We start from the raw sequence: 26,271 nt of genomic DNA, 5'->3' as shown, positions 1-26,271 counted from the left end.
GCCTACGACCGCCCTTCCGTAAGGACTGCGAACACGACAGGGGACGAGTCGTCCCTGAGCGCCGTGGCCAGCGTCGAGATGCGCACGCTGTCCGAGGCGAAGACCGCCCACGCGCCCCGGCCCGCCGGGGTGAGGGTGAGCGGGGCGTCCGGCGCGAGGCCGGCGGTCAGCAGGCCGTCCACGGCGGCCAGCACCCGCGTCGCCGCGGTGCTGATCCCCTCGCCGGTCTCGGCGGAGACCTGCTCGGCGAGCGGGGCCCGCGCGCCGAGCAGCTCGCGCCACTCCGCCGCGGTCCGCTCGGTCACCCGCGCGACCCCCGAGCCCACGGTGCCCTCGGTGGCGACGCAGAGCGTCACACCGGAGTCGTGGGACGCGGAGACCGCCAGGTCGCCGTCGATCTCCAGCCGCCCGTCCGGCAGGTGCCGGACCTCGACCTGACGGCCGAGCGCGCGCCCCGCGGCGACGGCCGCGCGGGCCTGCCGGTCGGCGTCGCTTTCGGCCGCGTCCTGGTCGTAGGGCTCCACGGCGACCGCGACCCGTATGCCGACCAGGTCCTCCAGCGTCCGCTCCAGGTAGGAGCCGAGCAGGGGGGTGACCCAGGGGCCGCGGCCGTCCTTCTTGCGGACGGCCTGCAGCCGCAGGCCCTCCCACCGCTCCACGACGTCACCGGCCGGCGTGCGGACGGCGATGTCGTAGATGTAGGTGTCGCCGTCGCGCTCCCGCTCGGTGGCGCAGTAGCGCAGCTCCCCCGCCTCGGCCAGCGCGGCGCCGCCGGGGTGGATCCGGTCGATGCCGACCGGCAGCAGGGTGGCGTCCGGCACGCAGACCTGGTTGCCGTGCATGAGCGCGTCGCGCATGCCCGGGTCGCCGAGCAGCAGCTCGCCCGACAGGAAGCCGGCGAACCAGTCCCGCGCGTCCCGCGCCGCCACGTCGGCGTCGACGTGCCGCGCGGCCGCCCGGTGGTAACGCTGCAGGCGGTGGAACCGCTCGCCCTGGAACAGCACGTCGCCGTACAGTTCGGTCGCCGGGTCCAGCGGCACGACCGGCAGTCCCTCGCCGATCTGCCCGGGCGGGCCCTCGGGCGCGCCCTCGCCGGTATACCGCAGCGCGGCCCGGAAGTGGTCCACCTCGTACCCGGTCTCCACGCTGCGGATCGCGACCTCGACGGTGTCGTCGTCGGTCACCGTCGCGGCGATCCGGATCGTGGTGCTGCCCTCCGGCGGCACGATGATCGGCCGCAGGAACTCGGCCCGCTCGATCACCGGGACGATGGTCCGCCCGGTGGCCGCGGAGGCGACCTGCGTCATGGCCTCCATGCCGAACACCGCGGGGAACAGCAGGTTGCCGTCCAGGAGGTGGTCGGCGAGGTAGAGGTCGGTGCCGGCGTTCATCTCGGCCTCGGTGACGAGCTCGACACCGTGGTAGCGGATCAGCGGCTTGTCGACGAACCGCAGCAGCGGCAGCTCCGGCAGGTCGTAGCGGACGGTGTCGATGCCCTCGGTGCGCCCGCTGATCACCACGATCGGCGGGACGTCGGGGTCGGCGACCAGGCGCCGCATGATCTGCACCCCCTGCTCGGGGGAGATCGGCGAGATGCCCTTGCGCGCGAGGCCCTCGACGACCGAGAGCCGCTCGCCCATGCCGACGTCCGACCAGACCGACCACTCCATGCAGATGGCCCGGCAGCCCGGGTTCCGCTCGCCGAACTCGCGGGTCAGCTCGGCCATCCAGTCGTTGGCCGTGGAGTAGTGCGCCTCGCCCTGCAGACCGGCCCGGCCGATGATGCTGCCGAACGTGACCAGCAGGCGCAGCCCGCCGTGGTCGACGGAGTCCAGAACGTTCTGCAGACCGTCGATCTTGGGGGCGAAGGTGCGGCGGAACGCGGCGGTGTCGAGCGAGGTGAGCGCGCCGGGCTCGTTGCGCCCGGCTCCGTGCAGCACCGCGGTGACCGGCCCGAGGGCCGCCTCCAGCTCGGTGATGCCCGCCCGTACCGCGGCGGCGTCGGTGACGTCGGCCCGCGCGTACCGGACCGTCACCCCCGAGCCCGCCATCCTGGCCAGGTTGTCGGCCAGCTCCTGGTCGGCGGCCGGGTCGGAGCGCCCGAGCACCGCCAGTTTGGTGCCGGTGTCGGTGGCGACCGCCAGCGCGCACTCGGCGGTGATGCCCTTGCCGCCACCGGTGACCAGCAGGACGTCGTCCCCGCCGAGCGGCAGGTCGGTGCGGGCGGACCGCACCGGCAGCGCGCGCATCGTCGGCACCCGCCGCACGCCCTCGGCGTCGTAGAACGCCTCGGCGAACCGCGTGGTCGAGGCCACCTCGGCCACCACCAGCCCGACGGCCTCCGGCGTCGCCGGGACGTGGACGATGGTGGTGCGCAGGTGGGGCGCCTCGAGCTGGAGCGTCTTGGCCAGGCCGGCCGCGCCGCGGTCGTGCTGGACCACGACGAACCGGGTGCCGGCCACGCCGGCGACGGCCGCCTTGGCGCCCAGCAGCGCCTGCTCCAGGTGCTCCTCCGCGCAGTTCTGCGGCAGGACCACCAGGACGCCGGAGCCGACCTTGCCGCCTTCGAGCGCCTGGCGCAGCGGCCCGGCGAGCGGGGAGTCCCCGGCCGCGAAGAGCTGCCACTGGCCGTTCTCCTGGGGCGAGGTCCGCGCCGGGAGGCGCAGCTCGTCCAGGTCGACGGCGAACGGGCGCGCCCAGGGCGCGGCACCGGCCACCAGCGTCGCGGGGGCGGAGTCGGCGGACCCGGCGTTCTGGGCCAGCGCGTCCAGCGCCTCCGACAGCTCGCGCAGGCTCGCGGTGGCGAGGTTGGTCGGCGCCTGCGAGGCGGGGACCCCCAGCCGCTGCGTGGCCTGGTCGATGATGTGCATGACGGTGACCGAGCTCAGGTGCAGCTCGTCCAGCGGTCTGCTGTCCTCGCTGACCATCTCCAGCGGCAGCTCGGCGCGCTCGGCGGCGAGGCGGCGCAGCAGGTCGATGCTCGACTCGGCCGGGTCCCCCTCCTGCCGGGTGTCGCCGGCGACCGCGGGGGCCGCCTTCACCGACGCCGCCCGGGGGGCGGCGGCGCGGATGCTGACCTGCGGCGCCTTCTCCACGGGGCTCTGGAAGTAGGTGAACTCGGTGCCGACCTCCAGCGGCCGGAGCAGCCGGCCGTGGAACAGCTCCTCGTGCACGATCGGCACGCCGGCGACGTAGGCCGCGCCGGCCACCCGCAGCAGCCCGGTCAGCGACTCGTCGTCGGTGTCCAGCGCGACGGCCGGGACGTCGGTGACCGACGCCGCCAGCCCGCTGAGCACCCGGCCGGGACCGACCTCGACCAGCAGGTCCATGTCCTTGGCCGCGACCTCCACCGCCTGGGTGAACAGGACGGGGTCGGTGATCTGCTTGCGCAGCAGCTCGGGGATGTCGGTGTCCGGGGACAGCACCACCCCGGTCACCGTGGAGACGATCTGCCCGCTGACCGGGCCGAACTCCTCCTCGGCGAGCCGGACGCCGAACTCGTCGGCGGCCGGCGCGACCAGCGGGGAGTGGAAGGCGTGGGACACCGGCAGCTTGGTCCACTTCAGGCCCGCGCCGGTGGCCTTGCGGCCGAACTCCTCGATCGCGTCGACCGGGCCGGCGATGACCGTCTGGTCGGGGCCGTTGTACCCGGCGATGACGACGGGCAGCTCGCCCGTCAGCTCGGTGACGGTGTCGGGGGTGGCCCGGACGCTGGCCATGGTGCCCGAGGCGCTGTGCTCGGTCATGGCCTTGCCCCGGCCGGCGGCGACCCGCAGCAGGGTCTCCTCGTCCATCGCCCCGGCCCAGTGCAGGGCCGAGATCTCGCCCAGGCTGTGGCCGACCGCGACGTCCGCCTCGACGCCGATCGTGGCCAGGGCCCGCAGGCCCGCCATCGAACCGGTCACGATACGCGGCTGGGCGACGGCGGTCGCCACCATGTCGCCGCTGGTGGGCAGGTCCGCCTGGAGGTAGATCTCCTCGACCTCGGCGAAGCGCCGGCGCAGCGCGCCGCCGCTGGTGCCCCGGCCCGACCCCTGCCCGGGGAACAGGAAGCCGACCCGGCCCGGACCGTCGGCCTGGCCGAAGAAGGCCCGGCCGTCCGGGGCGAACAGGCTGGTCTCGCCCGCGTCGAGCGCGGTCAGCACCCGCTGGAGCTGCCGCTGGGCGTCCTCGGGCGAGGACACCACGACGGCGGCGCGGTACGGCTGCTCGCGCAGGTCGCGCTGCAGGGTGGCGGCGAGGTCGGAGAGCTGGCCGTAGGACACCTTCTCCACGAAGGAGGCCAGTTCGGCGACCCGCTCGCGCAGCGCCTGCGGTGAGGCGGCGTCGGCGAGCAGCAGTTCCACGTCCTGCAGGGAGGCGGCCAGCGCCTTGGTGCGCGTCGAGAACGGCGCGCGCTTGCGTGGCGCGGTCTTGTCCAGCACGACGTGGGTGTTGATGCCGCCGAAGCCCATGGCGGTGATGCCGGCCCGCACGGGCGTGCCGGCGGGCCAGGGCTCGGCCTTGCGCAGGACGCGCAGCGTCGCCGCGTCCGAGGTGAGGATGTCGTGCGGGTCGACGCAGCCGATGGCCGGCGGGAGCACCTGCTCGTGCACCGCCATCGCGGCCTTGATCAGCCCGGCGACGCCGGCCGCGGCCTTGGCGTGCCCGATCATCCCCTTGATGGAGGTGACCGCGGCGCGCGTGGCCTCGGGGTCGGCCTCGGACCTGGCCTCCGACAGCGCGGTGAGCTCGGTGGCGTCCCCGACGGCGGTGCCGGTGCCGTGGCCCTCGAACAGCTCCACGGTCTCGATGCCGAAGCCGGCCCGCTCGTAGGCCCGGCGCAGCGCCAGCTTGTAGCCGCTGACCTCGGGCCGGGTGATGCCGCCCTTGCCGTCGGAGGAGATGCCCCAGCCGGCGATGGTGGCGTAGATGCGGTGGCGGGCCTTGATGGCCTCCTCCTCGCGCATCAGCACGATCATGCCGCAGCCCTCGCCGGGCCAGAAGCCGTTGGAGTGCCGGTCGTACAGCCGCATCTCGTTCTTGGCCAGGGCGCCGGTCTTGGCGAAGCCCACGATCTCGAACGGGTCGATCGACAGGTCGACGCCTCCGGCGATCGCCACGTCGATGTCGCCGTCCAGGATCGCCTTGCAGGCCGTCGTGACCGACAGCAGCGAGGAGGAGCAGGCGCCGTCGACGGTGTAGCCGCCGCCGTTGAGGTCGAAGTAGTTGCAGATCCGGCCGGCGATGGTGTTGGACAGCCCGCCCGCCAGGGTGTCCTCGTCGATGGCGGGGAACGGGCTCTTGTAGGTGGCCTCGAAGTCCTCGAGGAATGTGGCCAGCCTGTCGTCGTCCCAGCCCTGGTCCTGCAGCACGGCGGCGACGGTGCGCTTCACGTACGGCCAGCGCAGCCGCATGACGTTGGCGCGGGTGAACTCGCCGGTGAGGGTGTTGCCCACGATCACGCCGGTGCGTTCACGGGGCAGTCCCTCGGCGCCGGGGAAGCCGGCGTCGGCCAGGGCCAGCGACGCCATGTCGAGCGCGAGCCAGTGGGTGAGGTCGGTCGAGCGGTACGTGCTGCCGCCGATCTTGAAGCCGACGCGGTCGAACTCGTAGCCCTCGATGACGGCCGCGGTCCGCGCGTAGAAGGTGTCCGGATGGGCCGGGTCGGCGTCCCAGTAGTCCTCCAGCCGCATGCGCACGTCGGGCAGCCTGCGGAAGGCCCGCCGGCCGGCCAGTGCGTTCTCCCAGAGTTCTCTGGGCGATGAGGCGTCGGGGTAGCGGCACGACATCCCGACGATCGCGATCCTGCTGCTCATACGGTCGCGGCCTCTTTCCCGACGGCGGGGACGGTCTCGACCGGTACGGCCGGACGGCGCGCCTCGGCCTCACGCTGTTCGCGGGCCTTGTTGACGAAGTGCAGGGCCCAGAAGAACCCGCCGCGGATGGCGCAGACGCCGGCCGTGGCGAAGAACAGGGCGTAGGAGATGTGCACGGCGGTCAGCAGCCCGTAGAACAGGGCGACGCCACCACCGAAGGCCACTTGGGCCGCCGGTCTGGACGGGCTGGTGCCCGGGTCGGTCACCATGTAGTTGCTGAACAGCACGAAGGCGACGCCGGTCATCATGCCGAGCGCGGCGGGGATCGAGGTGCCGAAGAAGATGCCGCGCACGATGGCCTGGACGATGAAGAAGCCCACCCAGCCCATGATCAGCGGCATTCGTCCGGTGAGCTTCCCGTTCAGCATCGTGCCGCCGATGATGATGATGCAGGGGATGATCCAGTCGAACCAGGTGTCGGTGTACTCCGTGAAGTGGTACGGAGGCGCGATGCTGGCCCAGGGCAGGACCAGCAGGATGACCGCGATGCCGAAGTTCGACGGGTTCATGTAGTGGCGCATCCGGCCCTTGACCGGGGCCCGCAGCACCCACTTGGCGCCGACCGCGACGACCACACCGAAGATCAGGACCAGGACCTGGTCGTTGACGTAGATCAGCATGTTCATCGCGAGGCTGGTGATGTGCGCCGGGTACAGGAACTGCATCAGGCCCTTGAACCCGTTGCCCTTGTAGCGCGGGTCGCGGCCCTCCACGCGGGCGCCGATCCACTCCAGCGCGATCTCGGTGGAGTAGCCGGTCGCCAGGGCGAGGAAGGGCCACACCCACGGCTGCTCGAAGCCGAGCACCGTGTAACCGAGGATGTTGAAGACCGTGATCGACATCGCGAAGTTGCGTAGAGCGATGATCACCTTTGGATCGTGGCGCGGCGACGCGCCGGCCTTGGCTTCAGCCATGTCGATCACTTCTCCTTGGCCTGCTGGCCGAGCACGAGCGAGTGCCAGCCCGTGGTCAGCGAAAGATCTTGGTCATGCACCTGTCCGGTGCGGTCGCGCCACTGGATGTGCGTCTGGACCGGCCCGGTGACGTTCTGGCCGAGCCCGATGTGGACGTCGGTGGTCCGCCGGCCGGAGTGGCCGCTGCTGCCGTCGACGCGGGCGATGAAGCACCGGCCGTCGGGCAGCTTCACCGTGATCTGCGCACCCGTGACCGGCGAGCCGGCGGCCGGGAGCGTCCCGGCGACGGGGGTGGCGTCGCGGGTCAGCTTCAGCCCGAGGAAGGCGCCCGCTGCCGGGCTCTGGTTCTGGTAGAAGACCGGCTCGCCCCACTGGCGGGCCACGGCGAAGTCCACCAGGCCGTCACCGTCGGAGTCGCCGCTGGCGATGCCGCGCGTGGGGATCGGGATGGCCAGGCCGAGCTTCGGCGCCAGGTCCACGTAGCGGCCCGTCGGGCCCTTGGCGAAGAAGTGCAGCGTCTGGTTGCCGCCGATGTCGTCGCCGGCCTGCGCGTTCGGCCACCAGAAGGGGTTCTGCAGCAACTGGTCGTTGGCGGTGGCCAGCTCCTGGAGCTGGGGCCAGCGGTCGATCTGGCCCTTCACGAAGCCGGTGGCCTGGGCGATCGACAGCTCGCCGGCGTTGTTGAAGTCCTCCATCTTGACGTCCCAGCCCCAGCCGGACCACGCGGTGCCGGACGGGCCGCTCTTGTCCACCCACGGCGCCTGGCCGTCGCGCAGCTTGGCGCGCAGGTCGGCCTGGTTCTTGGCGGTGGACATGTACTGGAAGTTGCTCTCCTCGATGCCCCACGAGGTGGTGATGTTGCTGACGAACATGTCGTAGATGCCGTCGTGGTTCAGGTCACCGAAGTCCAGGCCCATGCCCTTGAAGGAGTCGTGACCGACCACCTTGGACTTGGGGACCAGCGGGGTGCGCACGCCCTCGACGGGCGACAGCTTGATGTGACCCGGCGTGGAGCGGTTGTAGAACATCCGGTCGGGGCCGAAGTCGTTGGCCAGGTACAGCTCGGGGAGCTGGTCGCCGTCCAGGTCGTTGGAGGCCGCGCCGAGCTCCCAGCCCTTCGAGGAGTCCTTGGGCAGCACGTTGTCCAGGCACTGGTAGGTGACCTTGGACTGGTCGCCGGTGGTGGCCCCGGTCCAGCGGAAGAAGTAGTCCTCGCCGCCGTTGAAGCCCTGCGACATCGAGTGGTTCATGTGGACGCCGCCGCTGACCGTGGAGTCCAGCACCGGGCCGTCGGCGAAGTAGTTGCCGATGAAGATGTCGTCGTGGCCGTCGCCGTCGAAGTCGGCGATGGTGGCGGCGTTGGTGTTCCACTGCGGGCCGGTGTACTTGCCGTTGGTCGAGTTCGCGCCGGGCACCAGCTCGGTCGGCTCGTAGGCGTAGGCGCTCAGCTTGGTCGCGCTCGGCTTGGCCAGGTACAGGATCGGCGTGCGGCCCCACATGTAGACCAGAAGGTCGATGCGGCCGTCCTCGTTGTAGTCACCGGGGACGCAGCCCATCGGCGCCATGTGGTCGTTCATCGGCAGCGTGCCGGGGTTCAGGGCGAACGGGGCGTAACGGTCCGCGCGCGCTCCGGGGGTCGGCGTCACGACGGCCTGGTCGATACGCGTGTCCACCAGGCACAGGTCGTTGGAGAGCCCGTCACCGTCGAGGTCGTTCATCGCGATGGCCGCGCCGACCGAGGAGATCCAGGCGTCGATGTGCTCGTAGTCCTTGTTCACCTTGCGGATCGTCTGCTGGTTGAAGCCGCTGGGGAGGGAGATGGAGAGCGGCTTGAACGCGAACTTGCTCGCGATGTTCTCCGTCTCGGCGGCGGAGTAGGAAGGCAGACGGGCGATCAAGAAGACGCTCGTGACCAGCACGAGGGCGACGATTCCCGGTAGCTGCCTGCGCAGCCAGCCAAGGGTCGCAGTCACGGGCTAACACCTCCAAGAGAGACAAATTGGTTGGCGATGCGCTGCCGCCACACTTCATAGCCCGGCACATCACCCTGGTTCGGCTGGTCAGGGCGGGAATCGTTACTGACCCGCGCCGCCTGCTCCGGCGTCACGCCGCAGAACACCTGTGTCGCGATCTCCGTGGCCGGCACCACCAGCCCCGGCTTCACCCGGGCCTCGGCCGCGAAGGCCGAACCCTGGGCGAGCTGGGGGCGGTACTCGCCCGCCAGGTCCCTGAACGCCCGTAGCTCGTCCTCTTCGGCGCCGCACGCGTAGGTGGCGGCCAGCCCGGCGCCCGCGTACAGGTCGCCGCGGCGGGACTCGGGGAACTCACGGATCATCTTGGTGACGACTTCGACGTCGGTGCCTCCGACGAACCACATGGCCCGCCCGATGCCCTGGTCGATGACCCGGTTCGCGTAGCCGGCCGGGGCGTCGGCCGGCCAGGGGAAGTGCGGGTCCTGGTACTGCCCTCGGACGTACTTGTCGGTGCTGAAGTAGGCCTGGTGGAAGCCGTACCCGTCGAGCGCCAGGTAGCGCAGCAGCGGGTCGGGCAGGTGGAGTTTCGGCCACAGGAACTTCGGCAGCCGGGCCATCGCCCAGCCGACGCCGACGTAGATCAGGTAGATCTGGTCGCCGCCCTTGCCCTCGAGGAAGCGCTGGACCTTGGGCCCGCGTGACAGCGGGGTCGCGTCGAGGACGGCGAAGCCCATGCCCGCGCCCTCGTAGGCGAACCCGCGGAACCTCGGCGGGATCTGCTCCAGACGCTCCTCGGCCTCGGCGGGTGTGCGCGCCTCCGCCGCGTAGGCGTAGCCGGTGAGGAACATCTCGCCGACCTTTTCCAAGAGGTCTCGGGCCTCAGGACTCTTCTCGTGGAAACCACGCGTCGAGAGCTTCGTCTCCGAGACGTTGGGCGTGATTAATCGACTCCTCAACGACCTCAGAATGCTGGTCAAGTGCCTCTCCCTCCCCCCGGGGTTTCCCCTTCTCCGTGGGGTAATCTTTACCTAAAGGTAGCCATATCGATTGACTCAGGGTCCACTTCAAACGTGCTCACTGAACGGTTGGACACCGCTTTTTCCGCACGCCGGATAGAACCGTCCAGCTGAATTCGATCCCGCATTATGCGAGATATCCGGTCACCGCGGGGGCGGTGCCGTCAGGCGAGGATCCGGTCCCCGGAGGAGGCGAAGTGCGCGCGGACTCCGGCCCGCCACAGCTCGTACGCCGGGGTGCCGTCGGACCCGGGGGTCTCCACCGCGGTGGCGTCGGCGAGCGCGACGGCGCCGTCGATCGACAGGTCGGTGAGCGCGGCGGTGGCGACCTCGGTGTGCTCCGGCACGAACCCCGCGAAGGTCCGCGCCTTGGCCGCGAAGACCGACCCCTGCGCGAGCTGGGCGTGGTGCTCACCGGACGCGCGCCGCAGCGCGGCCAGGCCCTCGGGCCCGCTGCCGCCGGCGAACGTCGCGGCCAGCCCGACGCCGCTCCACAGGTCCGGCTGCCGGTGGGTGGCGAACCCGCCGACGCGGGCGGCGATGTCGGCGACCTGGCCACCGTGCATGAACCACAGCGCCCGGCCGATGCCCTGGTCGACGGCCCGCAGGAAGTAGTCGGGCGACCCCTCCCAGGCGTAGGGGGCCGGCACGCGCTGCTCGTCGACCCAGCGGCGGGTGTCGAAGTAGGCGCGGTCGAAGCCGAAGCCGTCGACCGCCAGCCAGCTCATCGTCGGGTAGTACGCCGAGCCGCTCAGGTCGGGCATGATCTTCTTCCACAGCGGCCGGGGGAGCCGGGCCATCGCGAAGCCGATGCCGATGTAGGTGAGGAAGATGTGCGGCTGCCCAGGACCGAGGAGGAGGTCACGGGTGCGGGTGCCACGCTGGCCGCCCATGGCGTCGACGATCGTGAACGCCATCGTCGCGCCCTCGTAGGCGAAGCCGCGCAGCTCCTGGTCGACCATGCTCAGCCGGCGCTCGACCTCCCACTGGTCGCGCGCGTCGATTCCCCATTCGAATCCGGTGATCACCGCCTGGGGAATGGCCTCCAGCCTGCGGGTGGCGTCCGTGGGAGTGACCGGAAATCCCCGGACGGCGAAAGTCACCTCGGCGAGCGAGGGTGTCAACATGAGCCTGCGCACTGAGCCGATCAGGGTTGGCATAATGCTCCTCGTAATTCCACCGTCAGCCGATGACGGTCACTCAACACCAGTCTGACCATTTCATGGTCATATACCGGATCCCGAGGCACATCTCCCGTATTGCGGTGCTATGTAATGATCTGCAGGTAAAGCGGGACAGGCCCGGCATGACAGAAGCCCCTACGCGCGCAGGGGCTTCGATTCGGTTTCCTGAGGGGATCCGTTTCGCGACCGGACGGGCCTCTCGTCCGCCGGGCCTCGTACCGGTGCGGGGGTGGCCGGGGCGGCTAGCGGGCCCAGCCGCTGACGCGCCACGCGTCGGGGCTCGCGCTCGGCGCGGCCGGCGGGCGCGAGGAGCGGGCCCCGTCGATCCACGCGGAGGCCGCGCACGCCTCCTCCGAGCGGGCGGTGGCCCGCGCGGTCAGGACCATGATGAGCGCCGCCAGCTCCTCGGGAGTGGGGTTGCCGCGGACCACCTTCAGATACAAGTCCTGCGCCACAAGGCACCTCCAGGTCGCGATCGCGCTCCTTTCGAGGGTCACCCGGTCAGGCGAGGCGGGGCAACTTCTCGAATGCGCACCTCGCCGCCGGGCGGCCGGCCTGTCAAGGCGTGTCAATGGCAGGAAGCGGACCGCCGCAGGCAGCTTGCTGACTCCCATCTCTCTGTATCGCGGCAGCTCGGAGCCGCAGAGTTGGTGGTGCGAGAACGATTGAAAAGCCGAGAATCGAGGGTAGAGAATGTCGAACGCAGTGGCTTTCCCGGTCCGGTCGAGTGTCACCGTCGAGCTGAGGGACCTGGAGGAACTGGCCGAGTCCACCGGCCTGTCGTGCGGGCTTGAATGGCCGCAGCGGCCCCCGCTGGTGGCACTGGGCGCGCAGAGCCCGGCCACGCCGCACATCGAACTGAACTCCGACGAGCCGGGAATCCGCGGCCTGTTCAGCTACAGCCCGGAAACGGCCCTCCCGTTGAAGGCCCTGTCGGAGGTCCTGCTCTGCCGCGACAGTTCGCTGACCCGCGGTGAACGCGAGCTGATCGCGGCCTATGTCTCGGCGCTGAACCAGTGCCGGTTCTGTTTCTTCACCCACGCGACGTTCGCGGCCGTCCGTGCCCCGGAGGGGATGACGATCGTGGAGCAGGTGTGCGCCGACCTTTCGACGGCGCCGGTCTCCGACAAGATGCGGGCGCTTCTGGCCATCGCCGGCGCGGTGCAGCAGGGCGGCAAGACCGTCTCCAAGGCACACATCGCCGACGCCAGGGCGGCGGGCGCTACGGACAACGAGATCCACGACAGCGTGCTGATCGCGGCGGCGTTCTGCATGTACAACCGCTACGTCGACGGGCTTTCGACCTTCGCCCCCGACGACCCCTCCGTCTACGTCGCACGGGCCAAGCAGACCGGGGGCTACCTCGCGGTCATGACCGACTCGCCGTGAGCACCCTGGAGAGGGCGCACGGTGCCGGCCCGCCGGCCTCGGAGGCCCACGGGCGCGGTCATCGGGACTACCTTGGGCCGGACGCGTTCACCGGGTGAACGCGGACGGTCACGAGAAGAATTCGTCGATGACGTAGGAATCCTGCGGGAAGCTCCAGCGGCCGGTGATTTTCCCGCCGGCGATGGTGAACACGTGAACACCGCGTTCGTCCAATATCTTGCCGTCGTGGTTCCCGCGGATGCGCAGCATCACCGCGACATGCTCGTCGTCGGCGAGATACACATCCGGCTCGTACCTTAATGAGCTTCCGGTCTGGTCGGATAGTTTGGCCAGGTAGCTCAAGACGTCCGCCTTGCCGGTGTGGACGCCCGCAAGGGAACCGCGCCCCGGAACGTGGAAGACCACGTCATCGGCGAGCAGGTTATCTCGAATGTGGTCCAGGTCGCCCTTCGCGATCGCGTCGTAACTCTCACGAGCTGGATTGACGTTGGGATGTTCGGACATGAACGGCCTCCTAGAGATGGTGCGGATCTTTTGGGGGGCGACGGTGACGCTACGCCGCGCCTGGGGAGCAAACAAGGGAGTGAGGAGAGACTTACCGTATGGTCACGTACGCGTAACGACGCGGGAAAAGGCTGGAACGCCAGGTGGGACGGTTATGGAAACCCGTCGTTGACAGCAAGGTGGTGGCTTGGCGAACATGAGCGATTGTCGGATGGATCTGTTCGCCATAACTGCGTGAGAGGCATGTCCTCCTCGCCGGCAAGGGAGCGGCCGTGCCCCATATCAGCCTCAATTCGGACGAGCCCGGGATCCGTGGTCTGTTCCGGTTCCGTCCGGAGACGGCCCGCCCGCTGAACGAGCTGGTCGAGGTGCTGCTCCGCCAGGAGAGCACCCTGACCCCCGGCGAGCGCGAGCTGATCGCGGCGTACGTGTCGGCCCTGAACGAGTGCCGCTACTGCTACAACTCCCACGCGGCGTACGCGGCGGCGCAACTGCCCGAGGGCATGGAACTGGTCGAGCAGGTGCGCGCCGACCTGGACGCGGCACCCATCTCCGGCAAGCTGCGGGCGCTCCTCGCCATCGCCGGCGCCGTCCAGCAGGGCGGCCTGAAGGTCGGGGACAAGGACGTCACCGCCGCCCGCGAGCAGGGCGCGACCGACCTGGAGATCCACGACACGGTGCTGATCGCGGCGGCCTTCTGCATGTTCAACCGCTACGTCGACGGCCTCGCGACGATCGCGCCCACCGACCCCGCCGACTACGCGGCGCGGGCCGAGCGCATCGTCTCGATCGGCTACCTGGGGCTGCTCGCCCAATCGCAGAGCCGCACCTGACCCGCGGCACCGCTCTCTCCTGCCCCGCGCTCTGAGGAGCACGGAGAAGAAACACCCATGCCGAGGGTCCGCCGGACCCGTCCCGGGAGGAAAGACCATGGCCAGCCACTCCGGCGCCTTACCACCCAGCGCGGGCATGCTCACCGCGCTCAACACCGACCGCCACAAGCTCGGGCTGAACATCTTCCTGTTCATCGTGGTGGCCCACTGGGCCGAGCACGTCGCCCAGGCCATCCAGATCTACGCGCTGGGCTGGCCGCTGCCGGAGGCGCGGGGGGTGCTCGGGCGGCCGTTCCCCTGGCTGGTCACCTCGGAGTGGATGCATTACGGCTACGCGCTGCTCATGCTCGCCGGCCTGATCATCCTGCGTAAGGGGTTCACCGGCCGCGCCCGCACCTGGTGGAACATCTCGCTGGGCATCCAGGTCTGGCACCACCTGGAGCACCTGCTGCTGCTCCTCCAGGCGCTCACCGGCTACCACCTGCTGGGCAGGCCCACGGTCACCAGCATCGTCCAGCTCATCGTGCCGAGAGTAGAGCTCCACCTGTTCTACAACGCGATCGTCTTCGTGCCGATGGTGGTGGCCATGTGGCTGCACCGCAGGCCCACTCCGGAAGAGCGCCGGGAAATGACCTGCAACTGCGCCCCTGACGCGGCCTGATGACCTCGACGGGGAACGACGGGCACATCCACCGTTATCTGATCATCGGCGCCGGACCCGGCGGGCTGCAGCTCAGCTACTTCCTGCAGCGCGCCGGTGCCGACTACCTCACGCTGGAGCGCGAGGCGGCGCCCGGTGGGTTCTTCCGCCGTTACCCGCGCCACCGCAGGCTGATCTCGCTGAACAAGGTCCACACCGGCGAGAAGGACCCGGAGATCAACCTGCGGTGGGACTGGAACTCCCTGCTCAACGACTCGCCGGACCTGCAGTTCCCGCGCTACTCGCGCGAGTACTTCCCCGGCGCGGACGACCTGGTGCGCTACCTGGCCGACTTCCAGCGCGAGCACGCGCTCAACGTCCGCTACTCCACCGCCGCCGACCGCGTCGAGAAGGTGGACGGGGTCTTCGTCGTGCACGCCGGCGACGAGGTGTTCCGCGCCGAGTGCCTGGTCATCGCGGCCGGATGGGGCGGCCCGTACGTCCCCGACATCCCCGGGATCGAGCTGGCGACCGGGTACGAGGACGTCTCGGTGGCGGCGGAGGACTTCACCGACAAGCGCGTGCTGATCATCGGCAAGGGCAACTCGGCGTTCGAGACCGCCCAGGCGATGCTCGGCCACGCCGCCGTCATCCACCTGGCCAGCCCGAGCCCGGTCCGGTTCGCCTGGACGAGCAAGCACCCCGGTCACGTGCGCGGCCAGTACGGCGCCCTGCTGGACAGCTACTGGTTCAAGACCCTGCACGGGGTACTGGAATGCCGCGTCGACCGCATCTGGCGGGACGGCGACCGGTTCAAGGCGACGATCACCTACACGCTCGCCGACGGCGAGCAGGCGCTCCTGGAGTACGACGCGATCCTGCGATGCACCGGCTTCACGATGGACACCGGCCTGTTCGCCGCGTCCTGCACGCCCGAGATGACGCCCAGCGGGCGGCTCCCGGCGATCCGTCCCGACTTCCAGTCGACCAACGTGGACGGCCTGTACTTCGCCGGCACGCTGATGCAGGCCAGGGACTTCAAACGGGCCTCCTCGGCGTTCATCGACGGGTTCCGGTACAACCTGCGCACCCTGGCCGCGCTGCTCGCCGAACGCTACGAGGGGGAGCCGCTGCGCGAGGAGGTGCTGCCGGTCGACGCCGACCAGCTCACCACCAGCATGCTCGACCGGGTCAATTACAGCTCGGCGCTGTGGACCCAGTTCGAGTACCTGTGCGACGCGTACGTGGTCGACGAGGCGTCCGGGCAGGTGCTGCACTACACCGACCTGCCCGAGGACTACGCGGTCGACCGGTTCGCCGGGCATCCCCTGTACTTCACCGTCACCCTGCGGTGGGGGCGCCAGGACTACGGCGACGTGTTCGCGATCCAGCGGCACCCGACGCCGGAGCGGGCGCACGAGAGCGCGTTCCTGCATCCGGTCGTCCGCGCGTGGCGCAACGGGGACCAGGTCGCCGAGCAGCACCTGCTGGAGGACCTGCTGGCGCAGTGGCGCGACCCGGTCAGGCACGTGCGCCCGCTGCGCGCGTTCCTGTCCTCCCGCCTCACCACCACTCCCGACGACCGCCCGCCGGACACCCCGCTCCCCTGACCCGGGCCGGATCCGTCACGCCCGGTGATCCACCGCCGGGCCTGACGGCCGCCGGACCGGTCAGGCACGTACCTCCGCGCCGCTGCGGTCCACGAGGGTGGCCACAAGGTGGTCGACGACGTCGGTGAGGCGGCCACGCCGGTCGTGGGCGGCCCGCTGGCGGGCCGCTCCGGTGCCCTCGGCGCGCAGCCGCTCCAGCCCCCGGGTCACCATGCCGAGGTCGCCGGTCGCCTCCAGCGCCGGGCCGAGGTGCCGCAGCAGCCCGTCGACCAGCTCGCCCGCCGGCCGCAGCCGTCCCGAGACCGGGTCGATCCCGTGCCCGTCCAGCCCGTCACGGGCCGCGCGCCAGTACGCGACCCGCAGCCGTTCTCCCGACAGCCTCGGGCCCTTGTCGCCGCGTTCCACCTCGCGCAGCGACACCACGACCAGGGCGCGCGCCAGGGCCGCGAGCAGCGCGGACTCCTCGGCGGTCGCGGGCACGTCGGTGACCCGGACCTCCAGCGTGGGCAGCCGCGCCGACGGCCGCACGTCCCAGAAGATGGTGCCGGGGTCCACCAGCGCCCCCGACTCGGTCAGCGCCCCCACCACGTCGTCGAACTCGGCCAGCGACTCGAAGTACGGCGGCGGCCCGGCCACCGGCCACTTGCCCCAGCTCAGGGTGCGCCAGCTCGCGTACCCGGTGTCGCGGCCCGCCCAGTACGGCGAGTTGGCCATCAGGGCGATCAGCACCGGCAGCCACGGCCGGAGGTGGTTGCTCACCAGGACCGCCCGCTCCCGATCCGGCAGGTGGACGTGGACGTGGCCCGCGCAGATGCTCTGCTCGTCGTGCAACGCGCGGTAGTTGGCGATGCCGACCCCGTACCGGGGGTGGTCGGTGATCGGCGGCGGGACCACGTCGCCCAGGACCGGCGTGCCGGAGGCGACGACGGCCAGCCCCTCCTCGCCGGCCGCGGCGGCCACCAGCGACCGCATCCGCCGGAGCTGGTCGGCCAGGTCGGCGACGTCGGAGCAGGGCGTCGTCTTTGTCTCCACCTGGAAGCGGGTGATCTCGGTGCCGACCAGGTCGCCCAGCTCGGCGGCGGCGCGCTCCACGACCGGCGCGGCCATCGGCGCCGCGGCCCGGGTCCGCGGGTCGACGACGAGGTACTCCTCCTCCACCCCCATCAGCGGGCGGACCGCGTCGAAAGGTACCTGCTGCGGTGCGTCCACGGTCGCCGTCATGCCCACTCCCCCAAGATCGACCCGTCGACGGGCCCTGCTCTCTGACGACGCAACGTTACCCACCCATCTCCCTCCTCCGCAGGCCCAGAAGGCCCCTCCCCTAAGGAAAAGCGCACTCTGAGAGAAGCCTTTCCCCGACCGGCGAACGGCCCCCCGCCCGACCAGGGACGGCCTGCGCCCGAACCGCCCGCCCGGCCAGGACCGGCCCCTATGAGGGGTGGCCGCCGGCGGGCCCGTTGCGGTCGGGGCCGTTCGACGCGTTCTGGCCGCGATCGGGGTCGAGCAGGCCGAAGAGGCGGCCGGCCACCGAACCGTCCTGCGCCGTGCCCGTCGCCTGCCCGGCGAACAGGGCGTGGATCCGCTCGACCGTCGCGCGGGCGACGCCGCTGCGGCCGAGGACGTCCAGGAAGACGGCCTCCACCAGCAGCCGCCGGACGTCGGGCGCGCACATCAGGGCCATCGCGGCCAGCAGCGGGGCCGACGGCGTCAGCGACGGGGAGAAGAACACCTCCTCCAGCGCCCGCCGGTCGAGCGCGGGGCCGTACGCCGCGGTCAGGAGCGCCTGGTGCCTGCGGCGCTGGGCCTCGGGGTCCCCGGGGTGCAGCCGCTGGATCGCGGCCACGAGCTGCCCGCACTCCCCCAGCGTCCTGCCGATCTCGGCGCGCTCGGCCGGGTCCTCGCCCCGCGTCGTGAGCTCGGAGAACACCGCCCGCGCGAACAGGTCGTCAGGCTGCCGCAGCACCGCGCCGGCGAGCTCGTGAACCGGCAGTGACGCAAGGAGCGCGCCCAACGAGCCCGGCGCCGCCTCCGACGCCCCGTCTTCCAGATCCAGGTCAATGTCCCGATCCCGGTCCCGGCCCAGATCCCCGTCCCGGCCCAGGTCCACGTCCACGCCGGGGTCCGGGTCCCGGTGCCGACCCCGATCCAGGTCCAGGTCCAGGTCCCACTCCGGGTACAGGTCCTGGTCCCGGTCCGGCCTCCGATCAAGGTCCGGGTCCTGGCCGCCGAACCTGGCGAGGACGGCCGCGCGGTCGTCGGCGTTCATCGGCCTCGGCTCGGTCTCGCGCGCGAACCGGGCCACCAGCCCCGCGAGTCCGCCGAGGCTCGTCAGGGCCCGCTGGTACCGGTGCCCGGTCTCCTGGTCCGCGGGGATCGTCACCGGCCGGCCCCACGGGACGGCGTGCGCCCCTTCCGGGGCGTGCCTGGCGAACGACAGCTTGATCCGATGCCGCGTCGCGCTGCTGGTCCACGTCGAGGCGGTGAGCCTGGCCCGGAACCCGTACGGCAGCAGCGCGGCCACCGCGTCCAGGAACCGCAGCCGGTCGCGCAGCGGCACGTTCTCCCCGCCGACCACACACACCCGCTTCCCGTCGAGCAGCAGCGCCGCCGCGCCCACGGCGGTCTCGTCGGCGGCGGCGGCCAGCGCCGCGGGGTCCAGCGGCGGCACATCGAGGACGAGCGGCCCCTCGACCGGCAGGACGCACCCCGCGATGCTCTCGTAGAGGGTGCCGTACGACACCGGCCCGGCGGCGAGCCGGGCGAACGGCGCGCAGAAGTAGCGGGTCAGCACGATGTCGCGGCCCAGCCCGTCCCGCCCGTCGGACCCTTCCTGGACGGCCAGCCCGAGGCGGGCGTCCGGCCCGCCGCCGACCCAGCTCACCGTCACCTGGGGCAGCTCGGCCGGGGTCCCCGGCGCGTACCGGGTCATGATCTCGCCGAAGTCGACGGGGCCGAGCCATCCCTGGCTGCACGACAGGACGCCGTCCCCGTCCCGCGTACCCGGCCGTTTCCCCCAAAGCGCCCACTCGGCGGTGATTCGCACGATCAACGGAACCTCACTGGGCGAACCGGCTACGACTGGAGAACGAGGATGATGACCAGATAGATCAGGCCGCACACGAAACCGACGCCCAGTACCACGATCAATGTGATGCGCCAGGGTTCGGGCCAGCCGTGGCCACCGGATCGCGGCTCCTGGCGCAACATGGCCACGAACTCGTTGCCGTCACGCTGCTGGAGCGAACCCTCCGCGAACGACGGCCCGGGGCCGAGGGACTCCTTGACGACCTCACGGGTTGCGGGCGCGCGCTCGCGGGACGCTGGGGGGTGCTCATGGAGCGCGGGCGCGCGCTCGCGGGAGGCCGGGGCGGCCAGGCACTCCCGCACCTGGTTCCGGGTCGCCGGGTCGAGCTGGGCGTGGCGGACGAACGCCTCCATCAGCACCCGCTCGGACTCCCACCCGTACAGGCTCGACGCCGCGACGGTCAGCGACACCGACCGCGGCACGGCCGGGCAGCCGACGATCTCCTCGTACGCCTGCCGGTCCAGCGCGGTCCCGTACGCGGCGGTCAGCAGGTGGCGGAACATCGTGAACCGCATGTCGCCGTCCTGCGGATGGCACGCCTCGACGGCGTCGGCGAGGTAGCCGTGCTCGTACAGCGCCGCCGCGATGCCGGTGTCCTCGGTGCCGCCGTCGGCGCCGCGCGCGACGAGCTCGGTGTAGGCCATCCACAGGATGTCCTCGTCGAACGGCTCCCGCGCGGCGGCCCTGACCAGGTCCGCGGTCTGCAGCGCCGCGAGCGCGCGGGCCTGCTCCTCCCCGTCGAGGCAGGACACCAGCCGCAGGGAGACGGCGGGCTCCGCCGGGGGCATGCGCGCCATGGCCAGCACCAGCGGCCTCGGCAGGTCGGGGGCGCTCCGCCGGACGTCCCCCAGCCCCTCCAGGGTCAGTTCGGGCCCGTAGCCGGCGGCCAGGACGACGTCGTAGAAGCGGTCCCGCAGCCCGCCGAGCGACCTCGGCCCGGCCCGCAGGAGCGACCGGCCCTCGATGATCTCCCGGTTGCCCCGCACCTCGTCGTCGGTGAGCCTGGCGGCGACAAGAAGGTGGTAGAGGCGCTCCAGGGGGTCCTTCAGTTCCTGGTGCCTCTTGTGCCCGATGAAGTCGGCGCAGAGGTTCAGGTCCTCACCGGCCGTGCGGCCCGGCGGGCCGGGCCACCCGGCGTGTACGAGCGTCTGCCGGGAGTCGTCGAGCAGGGCCAGGGTCTGGTGCCCGGCGGTCCGGAAGGACATCGGCTCGGTCATCATGGCAAGCCTGCCGACGAGGTCCTCGGGTGAGCCCGCGAGCAGCGTCTCGAAGTACCGGGTCGCGACGTCGTGGCGCAGGGGGTGCTCATTCTCGTACGCCCCCCACACGACCGAGTGCGCCCCCTCCCTGGCGTGCTTGGCGAACGACAGCATGATGCGGTGCTTGGCCGAGCTGTCGGTCCACGTCGAGGCGGTCAGCCGGGTCCGCAGGCCGTACGGCAGGAGCGCGGCCACCGCGTCCAGGAACCGCAGCCGGTCGGGCATCGGCACCGACTCGCCACGGACGACGCAGACCTCCTTGCCGGTGAGCAGCAGGGAGGCGGCGCCCATGACCGTCTTGTCGACCGTCTCCGCGATGGCATGCGGGTCCAGCACGTCCACCTCGACCGACAGCGGCCCCGCGACGGGCAGGGCGCACACGTCGAACGCGTGGTGGAGCGCCGTGTAGGACACCGGCGACGCGGCGGCCTGGGCGTAGGGGACGCCGAAGTAGCGGGTCTCGGCGATGTCGCGGCTCAGGCCGTCCTGCCTGCCCGACCAGTCCTGGATCGCCATGCCGATGTAGGCGGTGTCGCCGCCGCCGACCCAGCTCAGGGTCACCTGGGGCAGGTGCTCGAGCGTCCCCGGCGCGTACCGGGTCATGATCTCGGCGAAGTCGTCGCGGCTCAGCGGGCCCTTGCTGCAGTCCAGGATCCCGTAGTCGTCCCGGGTGCCGGACCTCTTCCCCCACACCGCCCACTCGGCGGTGACCCGGGTCCGCCCGCTCAACCGCCGGCCTCCTTGCCCTGCTGCTCGCCCGCCATGCGCTGGCCGAGCCAGATCATCGGCTCCATCACGTTGATCGGGCCCACCGGCCCGCGAATCCGGATCCGGTTCCCCGAGCCCGGCCCCTGCGGGCCGTCCGCCGACGCCTCCGGCGTGAGGTTCTGGACGTCGTCCGGGTCGAACCGGCCCTTCTCGGGATCGACGTAGAAGCCGATCGACGACGTCACGAAGAACTTGATCCGCTCCGGGTGGAAGAACTGGTTGAGCGTGGGCAGCACCAGCCGCGCGTTGCCGCTGGGCGAGGCGGCGCACAGCTCACGGAACAGCTCCTCGGCGTCCTCGTCGTCGACCCTCGGGCTCTCCTGGACGTCCTCGGGATAACCCAGCAGTCCCAGCTTCTCCGCCGTCTCCAGCACCTTGATCTCGTCGAACTTGGTGACACAGACCGCGAGGTAGTGGGGCAGCATGTCGTCGCCGAACTCGTCCTTCGCGAGCATCCGCCCGGCCAGGTCGGCCAGCACCCCGTGCAGGTGGGAGAACGCGTCGCCGTCGGTCAGCTCGCGGATCGGGTCGAACAGGTAGACGATGCCCCTGCTGAGCGCCAGCTCGTCGATCAGCGCCTCCCTGTCGGTGCCGTGCCCGGTGCGCTCGGCGCCGAACGAGCGGCCGGGCGCGTCCAGCACGTTGACGCCGATCCGCCAGGCCGGGCTCCCCTTACGCCTGCCGAGAAGCCCCTTGACCTGCTCCTCGGGTCTCCGGCTCAGCAGCCAGCGGTAGTCGCTCAAGGTGCTGGTCGCCTCGGGGAACCGCCGCTGATGGGTGAGCTTGTCGGTCATCTCCTTCAGGAAGTCGAGGGAGCCGGGATCGGCACCGATGATCCTCCAGGGGCCGTTCTTGAGGATGAGCGCGATGTTCAGCGCGGCGAGGAACGTGGTCTTGCCGCTGCCCGGAGCGCCCCAGATCGCGATGCTGTGCGGATCACCCGGTCGTCTTCCCTGGTCACTGCTCACCTAGGACCTCATTCCGTCTACACGCTGATATGCCCGTCATGGCATCGCCATCAGGGGGAAGGGCACCCGCTGGACCCCGGGCGCCGTCACTCCGAGGTCCGCGCAGAACCCCTGGGGGTCGAGGGTGTCCAGATGCGCCGACGCGTTCTCGCCCAGGCGGGCCCAGGCGGGGTGCGCCCGCTCAGGGGGCTGGTCGCAGATCGCGCCGAACACCAGGCCCGGGTGCCGCTGGAGGTCGCGCACCTGCCGCTCCCAGTCGACGCGGCGCGGGCAGGGCAGGATCTCCGAGGCGTGCCTGCGGGGCGGATGCGGCGGCCGGGCCCCCACCGTCAGCAGCACCGTCCGCCGCCGCCCGCCGGGCGGGCCGAGCCTGCCGGCCACCTCCGCCAGCATGTCCTCGACCTGCGCCGCGTACGGGTACCCGGGCTCGGCGGCCCCGTGACCGGTAGCGCGCCCCGCCCGGGACTCCTCGAGGATCTTCAGGGACTCCTGGGCGTCGTCGGGCGAGACCTCCCAGTCCACGACGTCGACCGGTCGCTCGGGAATCCTCGGGTCGTAGGAGTGGGCGCCGTAGGTGACCAGGGAGACCTGGAGCAGGCCGGACAGCTCGCCCGCCAGTTCCGTGACGAGCTGGCTGACCCGCCTGAGCCGCTCGCCGAGCTGGACCTCGGGGCCGGTGGTCTCCACGGCGCAGATCAGGTGGGCGGGACCGGACGGGGGGCCGAGCCGGGCGGGCACCGAGGACACCAGTTCGGTCCAGCTCCGGTCCTCCCGGGTGAGAGAGGGCAGGCCGGAGAAACGGACCCGGCCCGGGCGCTCCAGCATCGCAGTGACCTCGTAGCGTCCCGGCGGCAGCTTCACGGCGTGGACCGACACCAGCACCGGCCGCCGGTCCTGCCAGGCCACCACGGCGAACACCGTGCCCCGCTCGTCGCTCGGCTCGCACTGGACGGTGACCTCGGAAAGCGCGCCGCGCCGGGTCTCCATGGCGAACAGCGGCTGACAGGCGAGCCGCAGCCGCCCGGTGACCGGGTGCCGCCGCAGCACGACCAGGTCGTACGGCCGGCGCAGCGGCTCGGCGGCGACGATCTCGCGGAGCAGGACGGCGACGGGGACGCCGCCTCCGTTGAGGGCCAGGGCGTCCGGGCGGGCGGCCCGCAGCGCTTCCATCGCCCGGCCGACCGGGCCGCCGTCGGGCGCCGACCGGACGAGGACCACCCGGGCGTCCACCGGCAGCCACGTGGCCCTGACGGCGGCCTCCTCGGCGGGGAACGCGGTCGCGCCGTCGCGTCCTCCCTCGGCGGGGGTCGCGCCCTCGCTTCCCTCCTCGAAGGGGGACGGGGTCGCGCCGTCGCCTCCCCCCTCCGCCGTCTGCCCGGCCCATCGGGTCATCGGTCTCTCCCGGCCGCGCGACGTGCCGGCCTCGTCCCGATGAAGGTCGAAGGCGGTGACGCCCTCGGCGGCGACCTCGACCACGACGAGGCGCCGGGAGCCGGCGAGCTCCGCGATCGCCTCGGTGAGAGCCCTGCGCAGGAGGTCCTCACCAGACTCGGTCAATTACGGCCCCCAGCTTGGGTCTGGTGAAAATCGGTCATTCCCTCTTAAATCACGCCCACAACCGTCGAGCTGGAGTCCCAGAAGCGGCATTCGGCCTCACCCCATCCACCCCCCGAAACCCGCTTCAATGAACATATCCAGTTACATGTATAGCCTAATCGCGGCGCACATCGATGGAAGGCGGGAAGAGTGATTTAGGATGTGGGCGGCTCCGCCTGGTGCGCGATTCCGGAGAGGAAATAGATGAGAAAGTTGCTGATCGTCCTATCCGGTGCCCGTCCCGAGATCCTCGAACATTGCCCGTCCGAACGCGGCAAGTTCGAGGGCATCGGCGGAGCGGTGCTCACCACCAGCGTCCTGGCCACCGTCTCCATGGCCTTCGCCCTGCACAGCGCCCTCGGCGCCCCCCTCTACATCGCCGTCCCGGCGAGCGTCATCTGGGGTCTGGCGATCATGAGTCTCGACCGCTGGCTGGTCGGCTCCATCCAGACCGACGGGCCGCGACGGTGGCGGCTGGCCGTCCCCCGCATCCTGATGGCCGTGCTCCTGGGCGTGGTCATCTCCACCCCGCTGGTCCTCCAGATCTTCAAGTCCGAGATCGACGCCCAGATCGTCGAGATGCGGCAGTCCCGCGCCGACTCGTTCGCCCAGGAGCAGGAGCGGGGCACGATCGGCAAGGAGGTCGCCCGCCTGCGCGCGTCCTCCGCCGACCTGCAGAAGGTGATCGCCTCCGGGGGCGAGGTGCCGCAGGACCCGGCCAAGGACCCGAGGATCAGGTCGCTGACCGCCGAGCGCGACGCCCAGCAGGTCCAGGCGAAGAAGCACTACGACGAGTGGCAGTGCCAGCTCTACGGCGGGCCGGCCTGCCCCCGCAAGGGCGACGGCGTCCTGTCCCAGGCGAGCAGGACCGACTACTTCAAGGCCAAGAGCCGGGTGGACAGGCTCAACAGGCAGATCGAGGCACGCAAACGGGAACTCACCGCGACCGACACCGGCGCCAAGCGGATCCGCCTCGACTCCGCCCGCGAGGAGCTGCCCAAGGTCCGTACGCAGCTCGACGCGGCGGTACGGCGGCAGAACGACCTGCAGGCCTCGTTCGACGCGGAGAACTCGACCGTCAACGGGCTGCTGATCAGGCTGCGGGCGCTCAACGAGGTGTCCGGCAAGGACCTCACCCTCAACGGGGCCCGGCTCCTGCTGTTCCTGCTGTTCCTGCTGATCGAGTGCCTCCCGGTGGCGGTCAAGCTGATGCAGAAACCCGGCAACTACGAGAAGGTCCAGGCACTGGTCGCCCAGCGGGAGTTCCGCGAGGCCAGGAAGAACTTCACCGCGCGATCGGCGAACGGCGTCAACGGCGGATCGGCGAGCATACGAGCGATCTGGACCCGAGACCCCTCCCCAGACCAACACCAGACCACCTCAGACCCCGGCCAACGGAACACCACCTCCGAACAGGGCCAACAGCATGGTGCCTCTGATCCGGGTCAACGACATGGCGCCTCGGATCCAGGTCAATGGAATACCGCTCAGGATCCTGGTCAATGGCATTCCGCTCCGGGTCAGGAGACCGGCCGCCCGGACACCATCCCCGAGTCCTCGCCGGACTCCCGTACCAGGGTCAACTCGGTCACCCTGTCCGACCTCGGCCCCGACCTGGATCCCGACCCCGACCACGGTTCGATGGAGGACGAGGCCCTACGCCGCGAGATGGCCGACTCCCGCACCGCCTCCATGTCCGACTCCCGCGGCCCCCGCTCCGAACGCTCCCGCGGCATAGAACTCTTCCCCGACGACGACCAGTAACCCACCGGTGGCCCCACGACCACCCCCGCCTCTACGACGACCAGCGAGCCACCAGTGACGCTCAGCACCACCCCCCGAAGCAGCCGAGCCCAACCCCGACGACCGCCAGTGAGCCGCCCGTGACGTCCGGGAGCAGGAACCAGGTGATCCAGGAGCGCTACCGGCTCCTGCGCCCTCTCGGCGCGGGAGGCATGGGCACCGTCTGGCTCGCCGACGACGAGCTGCTCAGGCGCCGGGTCGCCATCAAGGAGCTGGTGCTGTCCCCCGGCGGCGAGGACCCGTCGGTGCGCCGCAGGCGGATGCTCGTCGAGGCGCGGGCCGCCGCACGCATCGCGCACCCCGGCATCGTCCCCATCTACGACGTGCTCGTCGACGCCGACCCTCCCTGGATCGTCATGGCCTACGTCCAGGGCCGTACGCTCGCCGACCTGATCGAGGACGGCCCGCTGGACGAGGGTGAGCTGGCGCGCATCGGCCGTCGTGTGCTCGGCGCGCTCACGGCCGCGCACACGGCCGACGTGCTGCACCGGGACGTCAAGCCCGCCAACATCGTGATCGGCGAGGCGGGCAAGGTGTTCCTGGTCGACTTCGGCATCGCCCAGATAGGCGGCCAGAGCGACCTCACGGCGCACAACACCCTGCCGGGGACCCTGGAGTTCATGGCGCCGGAACGGATCAACGGCCACCGCCTGGGACCGCCCTCCGACCTGTGGTCCCTCGGGGTCACGCTCTTCTGGGCCCTCGAAGGACGCTCACCGTTCCGCCGGAGCACCCCGGTCGCGACGATGCGCGCCGTCACCGACGCCCTCCTCCCCCCGATCACCCGCCCCGGCCGACTGGCCAACGCGATCACCGGCCTCCTCCGCAAAGACCCCTCCCACCGCCTGACCCCCCAAGACCTGACCCCCCT

At 71.2% G+C, this 26,271-nt stretch carries 18 protein-coding genes; 6 read left to right on the top strand and 12 right to left on the bottom strand.

Annotation, left to right across the window (positions count from 1 at the left end):
* Positions 1-2 precede the first annotated feature (2 nt).
* The 6 genes from NYZ98_RS10570 to NYZ98_RS10545 all read right to left on the bottom strand — a co-directional run bounded on the left by NYZ98_RS10570 (position 3) and on the right by NYZ98_RS10545 (position 11,400).
* Positions 3-5,798 (bottom strand): type I polyketide synthase, encoded by a 5,796-nt coding sequence (locus NYZ98_RS10570; protein WP_262842415.1) that lies wholly within the window; start codon positions 5,796-5,798, stop codon positions 3-5.
* A complete protein-coding gene (locus tag NYZ98_RS10565) occupies positions 5,795-6,772 on the bottom strand; it encodes an enediyne biosynthesis protein (protein ID WP_262842414.1) in 978 nt (325 codons plus the stop codon). Before NYZ98_RS10565 ends, NYZ98_RS10570 begins: the two co-directional genes overlap by 4 nt.
* 5 nt (positions 6,773-6,777) lie before the next feature.
* Complete coding sequence (locus NYZ98_RS10560; RefSeq protein WP_262842413.1) at positions 6,778-8,745, bottom strand: CRTAC1 family protein; 1,968 nt, start codon at positions 8,743-8,745, stop codon at positions 6,778-6,780.
* On the bottom strand, positions 8,742-9,701 hold the full coding sequence (locus tag NYZ98_RS10555; protein WP_262842412.1) for a DUF1702 family protein: 960 nt from the start codon (positions 9,699-9,701) through the stop codon (positions 8,742-8,744). The genes NYZ98_RS10560 and NYZ98_RS10555 overlap by 4 nt, the downstream gene beginning before the upstream one ends.
* 224 nt (positions 9,702-9,925) lie before the next feature.
* Positions 9,926-10,921, bottom strand: a complete 996-nt coding sequence (locus tag NYZ98_RS10550; RefSeq protein ID WP_262842411.1) for a DUF1702 family protein — start codon at positions 10,919-10,921, stop codon at positions 9,926-9,928.
* A gap of 266 nt (positions 10,922-11,187) precedes the next feature.
* Positions 11,188-11,400 carry an acyl-CoA carboxylase subunit epsilon gene (locus tag NYZ98_RS10545; RefSeq protein WP_262842410.1) on the bottom strand — a complete coding sequence of 71 codons (213 nt, stop codon included), beginning with the start codon at positions 11,398-11,400 and terminating at the stop codon, positions 11,188-11,190.
* 238 nt (positions 11,401-11,638) lie between these two features.
* Between NYZ98_RS10545 and NYZ98_RS10540 the strand changes: the two genes are divergently transcribed.
* On the top strand, positions 11,639-12,334 hold the full coding sequence (locus tag NYZ98_RS10540; protein WP_262842409.1) for a carboxymuconolactone decarboxylase family protein: 696 nt from the start codon (positions 11,639-11,641) through the stop codon (positions 12,332-12,334).
* A 108-nt stretch (positions 12,335-12,442) separates the two neighbouring features.
* On the opposite strand, the gene NYZ98_RS10535 is transcribed toward NYZ98_RS10540, so the two are convergent.
* Positions 12,443-12,838, bottom strand: coding sequence for a nuclear transport factor 2 family protein (locus tag NYZ98_RS10535; protein WP_262842408.1), 396 nt, complete (start codon positions 12,836-12,838; stop codon positions 12,443-12,445).
* A 272-nt stretch (positions 12,839-13,110) separates the two neighbouring features.
* On the opposite strand from NYZ98_RS10535, the gene NYZ98_RS10530 reads away from it, so the two are divergent.
* The 3 genes from NYZ98_RS10530 (at position 13,111) to NYZ98_RS10520 (ending at position 15,921) form a co-directional block, all read left to right on the top strand.
* Entirely contained in the window at positions 13,111-13,671 is a 561-nt protein-coding gene (locus tag NYZ98_RS10530; RefSeq protein ID WP_262842407.1) for a carboxymuconolactone decarboxylase family protein, read from the top strand.
* Between the two features lie 97 nt (positions 13,672-13,768).
* Positions 13,769-14,332: a hypothetical protein gene (locus NYZ98_RS10525; protein ID WP_262842406.1), complete on the top strand. Its 564-nt coding sequence runs from the start codon at positions 13,769-13,771 to the stop codon at positions 14,330-14,332.
* Positions 14,332-15,921, top strand: coding sequence for an NAD(P)-binding domain-containing protein (locus NYZ98_RS10520; RefSeq protein ID WP_262842405.1), 1,590 nt, complete (start codon positions 14,332-14,334; stop codon positions 15,919-15,921). The genes NYZ98_RS10525 and NYZ98_RS10520 overlap by 1 nt, the downstream gene beginning before the upstream one ends.
* Positions 15,922-15,981: 60 nt before the next feature.
* On the opposite strand, the gene NYZ98_RS10515 is transcribed toward NYZ98_RS10520, so the two are convergent.
* The 5 genes from NYZ98_RS10515 to NYZ98_RS10495 form a co-directional block, all read right to left on the bottom strand.
* Positions 15,982-17,142 carry a carboxylate-amine ligase gene (locus tag NYZ98_RS10515; RefSeq protein ID WP_262842404.1) on the bottom strand — a complete coding sequence of 387 codons (1,161 nt, stop codon included), beginning with the start codon at positions 17,140-17,142 and terminating at the stop codon, positions 15,982-15,984.
* A gap of 208 nt (positions 17,143-17,350) precedes the next feature.
* Positions 17,351-18,970 carry a hypothetical protein gene (locus tag NYZ98_RS10510; protein ID WP_262842403.1) on the bottom strand — a complete coding sequence of 540 codons (1,620 nt, stop codon included), beginning with the start codon at positions 18,968-18,970 and terminating at the stop codon, positions 17,351-17,353.
* 23 nt (positions 18,971-18,993) lie between these two features.
* Complete coding sequence (locus NYZ98_RS10505) at positions 18,994-20,994, bottom strand: hypothetical protein (protein WP_262842402.1); 2,001 nt, start codon at positions 20,992-20,994, stop codon at positions 18,994-18,996.
* On the bottom strand, positions 20,991-22,001 hold the full coding sequence (locus NYZ98_RS10500) for a hypothetical protein (protein ID WP_262842401.1): 1,011 nt from the start codon (positions 21,999-22,001) through the stop codon (positions 20,991-20,993). Before NYZ98_RS10500 ends, NYZ98_RS10505 begins: the two co-directional genes overlap by 4 nt.
* Before the next feature lie 36 nt (positions 22,002-22,037).
* A complete protein-coding gene (locus tag NYZ98_RS10495) occupies positions 22,038-23,558 on the bottom strand; it encodes a hypothetical protein (RefSeq protein ID WP_262842400.1) in 1,521 nt (506 codons plus the stop codon).
* A gap of 243 nt (positions 23,559-23,801) precedes the next feature.
* Between NYZ98_RS10495 and NYZ98_RS10490 the strand changes: the two genes are divergently transcribed.
* Both NYZ98_RS10490 and NYZ98_RS10485 read left to right on the top strand, forming a co-directional pair.
* Entirely contained in the window at positions 23,802-25,361 is a 1,560-nt protein-coding gene (locus NYZ98_RS10490) for a DUF4407 domain-containing protein (protein WP_262842399.1), read from the top strand.
* A 119-nt stretch (positions 25,362-25,480) separates the two neighbouring features.
* Positions 25,481-26,271 (top strand): serine/threonine-protein kinase (locus tag NYZ98_RS10485; protein ID WP_262842398.1); only part of this gene is annotated, 791 nt, incomplete at its 3' end.

Source organism: Sphaerisporangium corydalis, from assembly GCF_025506355.1.
In the GTDB taxonomy this organism is placed as follows: domain Bacteria; phylum Actinomycetota; class Actinomycetes; order Streptosporangiales; family Streptosporangiaceae; genus Sphaerisporangium; species Sphaerisporangium corydalis.
This window is presented reverse-complemented; position numbering and strand designations above follow the sequence as displayed.

Coding starts and splice junctions, on each gene's coding strand:
- NYZ98_RS10570 (WP_262842415.1), bottom strand. CDS start 5,798: ATGAGCAGCAGGATCGCGATCGTCGGGATGTCGTGCCGCTACCCCGAC.
- NYZ98_RS10565 (WP_262842414.1), bottom strand. CDS start 6,772: ATGGCTGAAGCCAAGGCCGGCGCGTCGCCGCGCCACGATCCAAAGGTG.
- NYZ98_RS10550 (WP_262842411.1), bottom strand. CDS start 10,921: ATGCCAACCCTGATCGGCTCAGTGCGCAGGCTCATGTTGACACCCTCG.
- NYZ98_RS10540 (WP_262842409.1), top strand. CDS start 11,639: ATGTCGAACGCAGTGGCTTTCCCGGTCCGGTCGAGTGTCACCGTCGAG.
- NYZ98_RS10535 (WP_262842408.1), bottom strand. CDS start 12,838: ATGTCCGAACATCCCAACGTCAATCCAGCTCGTGAGAGTTACGACGCG.
- NYZ98_RS10525 (WP_262842406.1), top strand. CDS start 13,769: ATGGCCAGCCACTCCGGCGCCTTACCACCCAGCGCGGGCATGCTCACC.
- NYZ98_RS10520 (WP_262842405.1), top strand. CDS start 14,332: ATGACCTCGACGGGGAACGACGGGCACATCCACCGTTATCTGATCATC.
- NYZ98_RS10515 (WP_262842404.1), bottom strand. CDS start 17,142: ATGACGGCGACCGTGGACGCACCGCAGCAGGTACCTTTCGACGCGGTC.
- NYZ98_RS10490 (WP_262842399.1), top strand. CDS start 23,802: ATGAGAAAGTTGCTGATCGTCCTATCCGGTGCCCGTCCCGAGATCCTC.